This window comes from Methylomonas lenta, assembly GCF_001644015.1.
Classification (GTDB): Bacteria; Pseudomonadota; Gammaproteobacteria; order Methylococcales; family Methylomonadaceae; genus Methylomonas; species Methylomonas lenta.
The window spans coordinates 48,815-61,469 of sequence record NZ_LUUI01000105.1 but is presented as its reverse complement, the minus strand read 5'-3'; the positions used below and the strand labels follow the sequence as shown (position 1 = coordinate 61,469).

9 protein-coding genes and 1 tRNA gene are annotated in these 12,655 nt (G+C 45.6%); 5 read left to right on the top strand and 5 right to left on the bottom strand.

Features of this window, described 5'->3' with window-relative positions:
- Positions 1-256: 256 nt before the first annotated feature.
- A complete protein-coding gene (gene xrtD, locus A1359_RS11660) occupies positions 257-1,867 on the bottom strand; it encodes a VPLPA-CTERM-specific exosortase XrtD (protein ID WP_232322191.1) in 1,611 nt (536 codons plus the stop codon).
- Between the two features lie 630 nt (positions 1,868-2,497).
- Here xrtD and A1359_RS11655 point away from each other — a divergent pair.
- Together A1359_RS11655 and A1359_RS11650 are read left to right on the top strand one after the other, a co-directional pair.
- Entirely contained in the window at positions 2,498-3,385 is an 888-nt protein-coding gene (locus A1359_RS11655) for a hypothetical protein (protein ID WP_066982768.1), read from the top strand.
- A 1-nt stretch (position 3,386) separates the two neighbouring features.
- Complete coding sequence (locus A1359_RS11650; protein WP_066982765.1) at positions 3,387-4,094, top strand: hypothetical protein; 708 nt, start codon at positions 3,387-3,389, stop codon at positions 4,092-4,094.
- Positions 4,095-4,614: 520 nt separating this feature from the next.
- Here A1359_RS11650 and A1359_RS11645 read toward each other — a convergent pair.
- Positions 4,615-4,690: transfer RNA gene (locus tag A1359_RS11645), tRNA-Phe, on the bottom strand.
- A gap of 162 nt (positions 4,691-4,852) precedes the next feature.
- Between A1359_RS11645 and A1359_RS11640 the strand changes: the two genes are divergently transcribed.
- Complete coding sequence (locus tag A1359_RS11640) at positions 4,853-5,665, top strand: HAD-IIA family hydrolase (RefSeq protein ID WP_066982762.1); 813 nt, start codon at positions 4,853-4,855, stop codon at positions 5,663-5,665.
- 15 nt (positions 5,666-5,680) lie between these two features.
- A complete protein-coding gene (dhaK, locus tag A1359_RS11635; protein WP_066982759.1) occupies positions 5,681-6,667 on the top strand; it encodes a dihydroxyacetone kinase subunit DhaK in 987 nt (328 codons plus the stop codon).
- An 18-nt stretch (positions 6,668-6,685) separates the two neighbouring features.
- Here the strand turns inward: dhaK and dhaL are convergent, their stop codons facing one another.
- Positions 6,686-7,324: a dihydroxyacetone kinase subunit DhaL gene (dhaL, locus tag A1359_RS11630; RefSeq protein WP_066982757.1), complete on the bottom strand. Its 639-nt coding sequence runs from the start codon at positions 7,322-7,324 to the stop codon at positions 6,686-6,688.
- Between the two features lie 260 nt (positions 7,325-7,584).
- Between dhaL and A1359_RS11625 the strand changes: the two genes are divergently transcribed.
- On the top strand, positions 7,585-9,984 hold the full coding sequence (locus A1359_RS11625; protein WP_066982754.1) for a tetratricopeptide repeat protein: 2,400 nt from the start codon (positions 7,585-7,587) through the stop codon (positions 9,982-9,984).
- Between the two features lie 247 nt (positions 9,985-10,231).
- Here A1359_RS11625 and thrC read toward each other — a convergent pair whose 3' ends face one another.
- Both thrC and A1359_RS11615 read right to left on the bottom strand, forming a co-directional pair.
- Positions 10,232-11,326 (bottom strand): threonine synthase, encoded by a 1,095-nt coding sequence (thrC, locus tag A1359_RS11620; RefSeq protein WP_066982751.1) that lies wholly within the window; start codon positions 11,324-11,326, stop codon positions 10,232-10,234.
- A 3-nt stretch (positions 11,327-11,329) separates the two neighbouring features.
- Positions 11,330-12,640, bottom strand: a complete 1,311-nt coding sequence (locus tag A1359_RS11615; protein WP_066982748.1) for a homoserine dehydrogenase — start codon at positions 12,638-12,640, stop codon at positions 11,330-11,332.
- Between the last annotated feature and the right edge of the window lie 15 nt (positions 12,641-12,655).

Here is a 12,655-nt window from a genome sequence, read left to right as displayed (position 1 = left end):
ATAACTTTGGTATTTAATCCCCTCACCCCACCCCTCTCCCGATGGGAGTGGGAATGCCTTGTTAAAGTTATTTTGTGCGCGCTCCTAAATCTATTACCCTGCATATTGGGTTACCAAAATAGCACTGCAAAATTATGTGCGCATCCAATCACAAGCCTAGAACCTTCTCCTTTATGCCCTGCGGATACGGAGGGCGAAGGCACTGCTTTACCTTTTACGACAGCCTCGATAAGAAGGGCGATATTGCCAAGCCACCTCAGTTAGGCACATAACTTGGCAGCAATGGCAATGCACCTGCCAAAAATGCATTGATGCGTTGATCGGCAACTTCTACGGGCTCACCATTAACAATAGGTGAGATTACCCGCACCAAGGCGCCATCGGTCCTGTTGTCTATAAGTGCATCTCGGAACAAATACCACTTTACCTGGTATTCATCTGCCATTACCCTGCCGCGTTCTTCAAACCAGTAATACACCAATTGGCTGGAATTACCCTTGCGGATAAGGACGCGGTTAAACTGAAACGGCTGCCGGGTATCTGTGCCTGGAAAAGTCTGTCTTGACATATTTACGATTTGCCAACCGCCACCTGGCAAGCAGACCGTGGGCGAATGTGGCGAAGAGCCTTTGCGCTGGGATTCGTAATAAGCTACATAAAAATTAACAGGCGCTCCTGTTGCAGGCTTGGTGAAATCTGCCAAAAGATAATCGGTAAGATCCAAGGTCTTTAAGACTTCATCACCCAAAGTATCAGGCTTACTCTGCCATTCGCCGATCGATCTGGGAAAAGCCGAGAAATAGGCGCGCTCAGGCTTGATCTCCGAACGGTTTGCTATAGAAGCTGTCAGAATTCCAGCGGCAGCAATCAAGCCCACACAAGCAATCAATGGTTTCGACAAGGAACGCACTTTAATTTGGTCCTGTGGCGACAATTCGACAACATCAAAAGTCAAACCGAACACCTCGCTAAAGGGGCGCCGATCTTGCCCTACAAAAGTCAAAGCCCACATTTCCAGGAATAAAATCGCCACGCAGACCATGAATACCGCAAAGCCTTCAAAATCGTGCAAAAAGCCTTCAGCCTGTTCGCTGCCGAAATATTTGACTAAAAAACCGATCATGCCGATGCGAAAGCTATTCAGCAATATGGCGATGGGAATCGTCGAAACCATTAGAGCAGCACGTTTCCAAGCGCTCGTGTGATATAGGTAAGCACAAATCGCTCCGAAACCGAGCAAGGGATATAAATAGGTCAAACCACTGCAAGCCTCGACCACTTCCAGCTTGAATACACCCAAGTCGATTAGGTTACCTTCGCGAAATACCGGAATATCGCAGAGCCGAATCAAATTGACGCCAAACTTAGAAGAAAGCAACTGTAATTTTGAGGTAATCGTCGATTCCAAAAAGTACGGAATTGGAATTGAAAACACCAAAATACCGATGGGTGCGAATGTTAAACGAGTACCCGACCAGCCAACCAGCGCCAATGACAAGGCAAATAACAGCAGAATAAAAGAGTAATGGATCAGCAGGTAAATTGCGCTCAATTCACCCACTACAAACATGACTAGCGCCAAGCCAGCCACAACTAATGCAGACCAACTTGGCGGAAATTCCTGCCGCGCAAAAGTTGGACCTAATTGCCACAAAAAAGTCAAAGTCACCAGCGGTAGAAAATAACCATGGTTGTATTCTTCTTCCACCTCCCAACGATGAACCAGGTTTTCCAAGCCGCCGTAATAGGCCCAAATCATCAAGACCAATGCGGAAGCCAACAATAGCCAACTGGTTACACTAAAGCGCCAATAAGTCAGATGTTCAGTGTATTGTGAGTTGGGTGCTTTATCTGTGGAGACACTCATGTCATTTTCCATCTGCATAGCCACTACGAAGCGTTAACGACATCTGATGGGAAAGAGGTTGTGGTATTAAATTATTTTGCATGCAAAGTTTTATCTGTTTTTTTTATTTTATAGCTCGCCCAACTGATTATCTCGCCGCGCACCAGCTTTCAAATCATTACTTAGCCGTTTTATTTATTGCAGAGGTGCTTACCTCGCCTTCATAAGCTACAAGGCAAATGCCTTAAGTATTGATACGGAGTTTTATATAAGCAAGGACTATGCCCGCAAAGACTGCATGGCAATCGCGAATGATGTGTTTTATTCAGCGCAATCTACAATCTACCTAGACAGTTAAAAATCATAAAGAAATTATTCGTCAAGTTAATACAGGCGAGTACGTAATTGATTCGGAAGCAGCAATACAAGGACTAGCTGAATGCCATCACTGCGGCATATGCCACACATAATGGGTTATATGCCCTATTTTTAGAGCATGCCACCCTATCCTGCCCAACTCTAGGGTAAGCCAATACAACCATTTATACTGATATTTATTGACGGCTCACATTTTGCTTAATTATATAATCGCCTTATTAACGGTTTGACCGAAAGCATGAAGGCATAACAACACTCACCAACACTTAAAACATGAAAAAAATAAGAGCTAAACAGCTAATTGGCTTTGTTATGTCGGCGTTTTTTATTGAACACGCCGAAGCCGTTCTCGTTGGCGTTACCCAAACCTACCCCGACATCACCCTAAATCAGAATTATTTGATTTATGACAATAATGGCGTCGACAGCAATACCGGTCTGCTAAAGCTTGTGTCATATGCTGCAACCTTAAACGAAGGCCCGAATGCAGGTAACTCGACACTGACGCAAACCTATACCGGCCCTGGAGATTCAAAACCTGATTTAATATTAAGCATTGCTATCGATAGATTAACGGGTAACTGGGTAAACATGCCTGCTGTCAACAAAGTCTCCATCAATTTTGGCAATTCGGTAATTGCCAATGGCGCCGGAAACACACCAGGCTTCAGCTGGCAGGGTGAAATTACTGACTTTGGCTGGCAACAAAATATCGACAACAACCCGCCTTATGAATTTGGCAGCTTCTTCGACGGCACCTGGAAGCTCACCCAGGACGACTACGAAGATATGCCTGCTAACATGAACCAATTTACTGATGGCACACTGGCAAACAATAATGGCGGCATCAAAATTTTCAATAGTGCAGGTTTCGGCACCACATCCTACCCAACTGCGTTTCAACGGGATTGGGTGTTCGGCGCCAATGCAAACACAGTCGGCATCCAGAGCGTTTTAGCTACTTACTTGACTGGGCTTTCAACCGTCACCTGCAGCTCGAACGAACAAACCGACTGCAAAAGCTTCATTCATTCAACGGTCACAACTGATGTATTTGCCACACCTATCCCAGCGGCATTTTGGTTATGGACTGGAGCACTCGCCTCAATTTTACCCACGATAAAACGAGTCAAGACCATAACTGCTTATCGGAGCGCTTAATATGAAACCGCAACCACTACTGACAACACTTATCTTGGCAGCACTGAGCATAATGCCTCATTCAGCTAGCGCAACTTTAGTAGGATTATCACCCAACTTACCTACTATCGATTTTAGTGGCTCCGGCATGATTGACTATAACGCCAGCAGCGGCATCGTCACGATTACCAGCCAACCATCCACATTATTCTCGATCGACCCATTTATATTCAGCAATATTCTGGATACTGACGAAAACACGACCCGCGGTCTCAGTATCACCTTCCGCGTCGATAGCAACGGCAACCTTATTCCAAACAACACCAACCAACCCGATCTGATTATTATCGGCGCCGTCGACACTGATTTTGACAATATCACGGACTATAGCGGCACCCTATTGACTGCCAAGGTGATGCAGTTTGGCTATCAAAACGGCACCTCAGGTGGAGATGATACTTTTGATTTACAACTGGATGCCATCAGCGGAGCGTTAGCGTATTTGTATGGAGGTCAAAGCCTGGCCTCATTAGTCATAAGCGAGGTCAGCTCAGCCTACAACACGCCCTTTAACAACAGCTTCAACAACAATTGGCAAGGTCAAGCCAAAGGCGTCATTGGCTTTTTAGTATCAACAGTGGCAGTACCGATTCCAGCCGCATTTTGGTTATGGATCGGTGCATTGGCGACGACGCTTTCCTTTGTAAGACGCGTTAAGAATCTTCAATAAGCGCAGAATACAAGTGTCTCCATGGGCTACTAACAAAATCACAGGGTTACCCTATTAGGCGTGTTTTTTTTTCGGGAGCTCAGAATGATGAAAAGTAATTTTTATTCACCAAAGAACACAACAAATAAATAACTCAGCAATGGCATCCTGCATGAAGCAATAGAATCTATCTATACGTTTTGTTCAGCCTGCCACTAAAGTGAACTCCATTTGCGGTTTGGCTTTGCAGCAAACTGCCGATTTCCAGATGAGTCGAACCTGCCCTGCTCAGTTAGCGTGGCTGTCCAAACCGTCTCTTAGGGCTAAATCACAATAGAGCTATACAGATTTGCATGCAGTAAAAATAAAAACCAGTTTTCAGGCTTATTTTAATTAGGCGGCTAAAAACTGAACGTGATTTTTTCTATGCATTTGAATGGCAGAACTTGGCTTGTCAGGTACCGGAAATAACCAGGACCCCAGCCCAAAAAGCTTCGGACATAAAAAAACCGACACATTGGTCGGCTTTTGAAAAAACTTGTGGTGCCCAGGGACAGAATCGAACTGTCGACACGAGGATTTTCAGTCCTCTGCTCTACCGACTGAGCTACCTGGGCTCGTCAAGAGCCGCGCATTAAACAGGGTTATTCGACTTTAGTCAAGTATAAAATAATTAAAGTAGTCATCCACGGCTGGACAGTGAAGTTTGATTATGCAATTCTCTGTTAAACGTTTATAAAACATGCTCAGCTTTCACCCAATCTAATTTGAATATCAATATGCAAGATTTTAATAATATTCGCGGCCTGATCATCGATATGGACGGCGTGCTCTGGCATGGCGATCAGCCGCAAGCAGGATTAGCTCTTTTTTTTCAGACTTTACGTACATTAAAAATACCTTTTGTTCTAGCAACTAATAACGCGAGCCTGACCGCTGAACAATATGTGGCTAAACTGACAAAGTTACATGTCAGTATTGATATAAAGGAAGTGTTAACTTCGGGTATGGCTACCGCACTGTTTCTGGCTGAGCGTTATGAGCCTAACACCACTAATGTCTATGTAATTGGTGCCGTGGGTGCTTGGCAACCATTATTGGATAAAGGTTTTAGGGTTACCAACCTGGAAAATGATAGTTCAGACTTGCCCGCACAGCTTGTGGTATGCGGCTTGGATAAGAAACTAAGCTGGGACAAATTGTGTGCTGCAGCAATCGCAATTCAAGCGGGTGCTGATTTTTATGCAACCAATGGCGATGTGACATTGCCAACCGAACGTGGTTTTCTGCCGGGTAATGGCGCAACACTGGCAGCTTTGACGGCGGCAACCGGGGTTAAACCACTCGTTATTGGCAAGCCTGAGCCTATTATTTATCAACAAGCTTTGGCTTTATTGGCTGTTGAGCCTGATGGAGTAATAGCCATTGGTGACAGGTTGAATACCGACATACTTGGAGCGGTGAATACCGGGATTCGCAGTGTATTACTACTTTCCGGTATTTCAAGCGCTAGCGAGATTGCTGATCTTGATTATGCCCCGACCTGGGTTATGCAGGATATTCAAGAACTGACTCAGGCTTTGTTGCATTAATTTTTGGAGTTCACTATGAAAAAGTTTATCGATAGTCCCGCCAGCTTGCTAGATACCAGTCTGCAAGGCTTTGCCAAAGCACATGCTGATATTGTGCAATTGAACACCCAGCCAAATTTTATTTATCGTAAACAGAGCAGACAAGGCAAAGTAGCACTGATTTCGGGCGGCGGCTCGGGGCATGAACCTTTGCATAGCGGGTTTGTGGGTGTCGGTATGCTGGATGCTGCCTGCCCTGGCCAAATTTTCACATCGCCGACGCCGGATCAAATGTTAATGGCGGCGCAAGCGGTTGATGGTGGGTCGGGTGTGCTATTTATCGTCAAAAATTACGCTGGCGACGTGATGAATTTTGAAATGGCTGCCGAAATGCTGGAAGGCCCAAATGCCACTGTACTTGTTAATGATGATGTATCGTTACCCAAAGATCATCCTATTGGTCGCCGAGGCGTGGCAGGTACCACGCTGGTGGAAAAAATCGTTGGAGCAGCTGCAGAAGCTGGCTACGATTTAGCGGCTTGCAAAACCCTTGGTGATAAGGTGGTTCAGGCCACGGCTTCCATGGGGGTAGCCTTAACAAGCTGTACGGTTCCGGCTCTAGGGCATCCAACATTCACCCTTGCTGATGATGAAATTGAAATGGGTGTCGGAATTCATGGTGAACGCGGCCGAGAAACCACCAAACTAGTGTCTGCTAGCGAGATCGTCGAACAATTGGCCACTCATATTCAAGATGAGCTGAATCCGCAATCCGGCCAAAAGGTGTTATTGCACGTCAACGGGTTTGGTGGCACTCCACTAGTGGAATTGCATTTGATTTACGAACTGGCTTGGCAATATTGGCAAAAACGCGGTTTGTTGATTGAACGCTGTTTGGTGGGTAATTTTACAACCTCATTGGATATGGCGGGTTGCTCGTTAACCCTAACCTTGTTGGATGAAGAAATGCTGCGCTTGTGGGACGCCCCAGTCAATACGGCAGCCTTGCGCTGGGGGATATGAGGCGATCAAGTTTTAAGGTCATTTTGATGCATCTTTAATCACGCTGGTAATTGCGGCAATCATCAATTGCGCTGTTTGTGCGCCGGCATCGATATGACCTTTGCTGCGCTCGCCCAAAAAGGATGCTCTGCCTTTAGTGGCCAACATATCTCGGGTTGCTTCGACACCGGCATCGGCAACCGTACAAACATGCTGCAAAATATCAGCCAAATGTTTACCTGCTTCAACGTCTTGCTTAAAGGCAATGGCTACCGGCACCCAGACGTCCAACATGGTTTTCTCGCCAACATCGGCTTTGCCGCGTTGTTTAACCGCCTCGACAGCCAGTACAAACGCTTCTGCAAAGCTTTCCAAGTTTTCAGGCTTATCTTTTGTCTGTTTGCTTAAGCTAATAAATAGTGTGGCGTATAAAGAACCCGATGCGCCACCAATGGCTGCCATGACCGTCATGCCAATTTTCTGCCAGGCTGCTGACCAATCCAGTTCTGCAATCTCGCTGCTGTGAGCCTGTAAGGCTTCTATTCCACGCTGCAAATTAAACACATGATCACCATCTCCAATCGCCTGGTCCAGCTCGGTAATGGCATCTGCGTGTTGATTAATTGTGCTGGAAATGGCTTTGATCAAGTCCGGGATTATTCTAGGCGTAATTGACATTTTAAGGCTCCATGAAAATAGTGATAATTTTTAGAGCATAGCGCCTGCTGCTTTATGTGTCCAGATAGCACTGTAATGTAATAATTTTTAAAGAGTGCTTGGTAAATATTCAGTTACTGCGGCAACTTGCCGCATCTAATCCTGTGGGTATATGAAAAATACGCGAATCTCCGATTAGCTAAATACGTTAAAATTAACGACTAGATAAAATCACCCCGGATTTAATCCACTAATTCAAAGCAAATGGAATCGAGATTTACATGACCAGTAAAAAAACAATTCTGAGAAATCTAGGTATAGCCATAGTAAGCGCCAGTTTGGTTGCTTGCGGTGGCGCAGAAGAACGTAAAGCTAAATACATGGAGGAAGGCAGTCAGTTATTTCAGGCCGGTGATTATGAAAAAGCTGAGCTTGCTTTTAAAAACGTATTACAGATAGATCCAAAAAACTGGGAAGGCCGTTATCAAATGGCTGAAACCTTGAGCAAGCAAGGCAAAATTGAGAAAGCCTTTAAAGAATACAATACCATTGTGCAGAATGATGAAAATCATGTCATGGCACGGGTCCGAGTCGGGCAATTGTTATTATTGAATCGCGCTGCAGATGATGCTGAAAAAATGGCACAAGAAGCATTAGCCAAGGAAGCGGACAATGTGGAAGCCCTGGTCTTGATGGCCGGGATTAATATGTCCAAAAACAATTCCGATGCTGCGATTGCTTCAGTTGAGAAAGCCTTACAAAAAAGCCCGGATGATGTATCGGCCAAGTTGATGATGTCATCTATCCTGGTTAAAAACAACAAAACGGAAGATGCCATTTCACTGTTGAAGCAGGCTGTAGATAAAAATTCTGACAGCGTGCCTTTGCGCACTATGTTGGTGGGTATTTATGCCAGAAACAAGCAACTTCCGGAAGCCGAAGCGCTTTTAGCATCCATCATCCAAATACAGCCACAAGAAGCGCAACACTACAAAAATCTGGCGTTGTTTCAAGTAGGTACCGATCAACTGGACAAAGCCGAAGCCACTTTACGTGAAGCCGTGCAAAAAATGCCTGATAGCGATGTGGCGAAGAGTAATCTGATTGATTTCTTAGTGGAAAAGCGCAGTTTGGAAGTCGCTATTGCCGAATTATTACCGATTATCGAACAGCAACCTGATGCCTATGCACTGAAATTTAAATTGGCCTCTTTGCAATTCGCCAATAAACAAGCGGACAAGGCTGAGGAAACTATCAAGCAAATAGTCGCAGAAGATAAATTAGGCCCAAACGGTATCTCTGCTCGTAATAAATTGGCTTCTTACTATGCAGCCAATAAACGCGGTGACGAAGCCAAGGTACTGATCACAGAGGTGCTGAAAGAAAATCCTCGAGACGGCGAGGCGCTGACCTTACGTGGTCAATTTGCTTTGGCTGAAAACAAAATACCCGATGCAATTGGTGACTTTCGTTCGGTTTTAGTCGATCAACCTAACAATACCAACGTATTAAAGCTGTTGGCTGCAACGCATTTACGCAACAATGAACCGGAACTTGCTAAAGAAAATATGGAAAAAGTAGTGGCGCTAGCTCCTACTGATGAAACAGCGCGACTGGATTTAGCCAGTTTGTTATTAAAAGCAGGCAAGGAAGATCAGGCCAGACAACAAATTGCTGAATTGATAAAAGCCAATCCAAAAAGCCAAAAAGGTCTTGAGAGCTTGTTCAAGCTGGAAGTTGCAAAGAAACAATGGGATAAAGCACAGCAGGTGGCCAAGCAAGTTCAGGATACCTTCCCAGAAGATGCAGCCGGTTTTTATATGTCAGCCTTGGGCTATCAAGCAGAAGGCAACTTAACTGCTGCTGCAGACGCCTTTAAGCAAGCACTGGCTAAAAAGCCCGATGCAATCGAGCCACTGACTGAGTTGGTCAAGACTTACATGGCGCAAAAACAGCCTGATAAAGCCATTGCAGAGTTACAGGAGGTACTAAAACGTCATCCTGATCATTTTATTGCTGACAATCTGTTGGGTGGCGTCTATCTAAGCCAGCAAAAATATGCTGAGGCTAACAAGGCCTTTAATAAAGCGTTGGACATCAAGCCGGATTGGTTTAGCCCTTATCGTAATTTGGCGCTGGCCGAGTTGGTACAAAAAAACAAAGCGGCAGCCATCAAAATCTACATCAAAGGTATTGAAAAAACCAACGGCGCGATGGAGTTAGTGGAAGATCTGGCTCGGCTTTACCACAGCGCAGGCGAGCATGATAAAGTCTTGGCTTTATATGAAGATTCTTACAAACGGTATCCAAAATCTGCCATCGCTGTAAATAATCTGGCCAGCTATTTGTCTGATTATGCTGATACCCCGGAAAATTTGGCACGTGCGGCGACCATAGCAGAGCCGCTGGAAAAATCCAAAAATACCAGTTTCCTGGATACTGTTGGATGGATAGCCTATAAACAAGATAAGCTAGAACTAGCCAACACAATGCTGACTAAAGCATTGGAAATTGATACTAATTCTCCTATCACCAACTACCACATTGGCATGCTTTATTTTAAACAGAAAGATTTTGCAAAAGCCGAGTTGCATTTGCAAAAGGCTTTGGATTCCAAAGTTAACTTTGATGGTATGCAACAGGCTAAAGAAACTCTGGAAAAAGCTAAACAGGGCGGCTAAATTTTTAACCAAGCATCGCCCAAATGTAAAAGGTTTCTCGCATTAGCGGGAAACCTTTTTAAGCATTAAAAATAGACAGCTTTGCGGAAACAATCAAACGATTAATTCGAGCTCCTCGCATCCATATTTACTTGCCATCAGAAGGCTCTATTTACTTTCTATACAGTTAGATGTTTAAACGAGGCCCAAAGGTTTGCAAATAAAAAAGCCGGCGTTAGCCGGCTTTTTTATTTGCTTCCAATAGATTTTACATATTATCCAAAATTGCTTTTTTAACTGCATCCAGTGTCGCATCGATTGTTACCGGATGAGCATCCTTACATTGGCTGATAGCAATATCCGGATCTTTAATGCCGTTACCGGTCAAGGTGCAAACAATACGACTCCCCTCAGGAATTTTACCGGCCCCAATATCCTGCAAAGCACCGGCCAATGATGCGGCTGAGGCTGGCTCACAGAAAATACCTTCGTACTGCGATAACATTTTTTGTGCAGCCAAAATTTGTTCATCGGTTTTCGAATCGAACCAACCGCCTGATTCTTTTTGCGCATTCCAGGCTAAATCCCACGATTGCGGGTGGCCGATACGAATGGCTGTAGCCACTGTTTCCGGGTGATCGATCATCTTGCCGGCCACGAACGGTGCAGCACCTGCAGCCTGATAGCCGCACATGATTGGGCGTTTACTGGCCACGGCTTTTAGGCCAGGCAGGTCTTGTGCATATTCGGTGTATCCCATCCAATAGGCTGAAATATTGCCGGCATTGCCGACCGGCAAACAATGATAATCCGGAGCGTCGCCCAATTCATCAACGATTTCGAACGCAGCAGTTTTCTGCCCTTGTAATCTGAACGGATTGATGGAGTTGACGATAGTCACCGGCGCATGGTCAGAAATTTGTTTGACAATATTCATGCCGGCATCAAAGTTACCGTTGATTTGGATGATTTGTGCGCCATACATCAGGGTTTGGGCTAATTTACCCAAGGCAATTTTGCCTTCTGGAATCAAAACAAAAGCTTTAATGCCGGCCCGAACGGCGTAAGCCGCCGCCGATGCAGAGGTATTACCGGTTGATGCGCAGATGATAGCTTGACTGCCCTCTTCCACCGCCTTGGTCACCGCCATGGTCATACCGCGATCTTTAAAAGAGCCGGTCGGGTTCAAACCTTCGAATTTAACGTAAATATCCACGTTTTTACCAATTAAACGTGGGATATTGAGTAATTGAATTAGCGGCGTTTTACCTTCTCCCAAACTAATCAGACGAGTGGTGCCCGAAACCGGCAGACGGTCGCGATATTGTTCAATTAAACCTGTGTAACGTTGTTGTATTGCCATTGTTTATCCTAAAGTTTCCAGACGAATGCGACTAACCTTTCCGCTTACGGTTGCCAAGGCTTCGATTTCAACAATCGCCGCATTCATTTCTTTTTCCAGCGTCAACTGCGTTAGCATGATGATAGGCACTGAAGATTCACCAACCATCGGTTCTTTTTGAATCAGCGCTTCGATACTAATCTGATGTGATGCCAGTATTCGAGAAACGTCCGCCAATACACCCGGCTTATCTTCGGCTGTCAGACGCAGATAATAGGCCGTATGTATGTTGTCTGCAGCTAAAACCGGGGTATCTATAAGGGCATCGGCTTGAAATGCCAGATGCGGCACGCGGTTTTCAGGGTCGCTAGTCATGGCACGCACCACGTCTACTAAGTCGGCAACCACGGCTGAAGCAGTCGGCTCAGCGCCTGCGCCGGCACCATAATACAGCGTCGGACCAACAGCGTCTCCACTGACCAGCACCGCATTCATGACACCATCGACATTGGCAATCAAGCGGCGTTTTGGAATCAAGGTAGGATGCACGCGTAATTCTATGCCTTGCTCGGTTTTACGTGCTATACCCAAATGTTTGATGCGATAGCCTAGTTCTTCGGCATAGCCGACATCGGCACGGGTAATTTGGCTAATACCCTCGGTGAACACTTTATCGAATTGCAAAGGAATACCAAAAGCAATCGAAGCCAGAATAGTCAACTTATGTGCAGCATCAATACCTTCGACATCGAAGGTTGGATCTGCTTCTGCGTATCCCAAAGCTTGCGCTTCGCTTAGCACATCGGAAAAATCGCGACCTTTATCGCGCATTTCAGTAAGAATGAAGTTGCCGGTGCCATTGATGATACCAGCCAGCCAATTGATGCGGTTGCCACTAAGACCCTCGCGAATTGCCTTGATGATAGGAATACCACCGGCGACGGCCGCTTCGAACATCACCATCACGCCTTTTTTGCTGGCTTCGGCAAAGATTTCGTTACCATGCAGAGCAATCAAGGCTTTATTGGCGGTTACTACGTGTTTACCATTGGCAATAGCGGTTAACACCAATTGCTTGGCCATATCGTAACCGCCGATCAGCTCCACGACTATATCGATCTCAGGATCGTTAACCACCTCAAAAGGATCGACTGTCAGAGCAATGCCCTGAGTATCGCAGATACGCTTTTGCGTCAGACTGCGTGCCGAGGCCCGGCTGACAACGATTTCCCGTCCAGCCCGACGAGCAATTTCTGCAGCATTTCTTTTTAGTACGTTGACCGTGCCGCCACCAACAGTCCCCAAACCCAAAACACCTACTTTTACCGGTATCAAACCTGACTCCTAGGG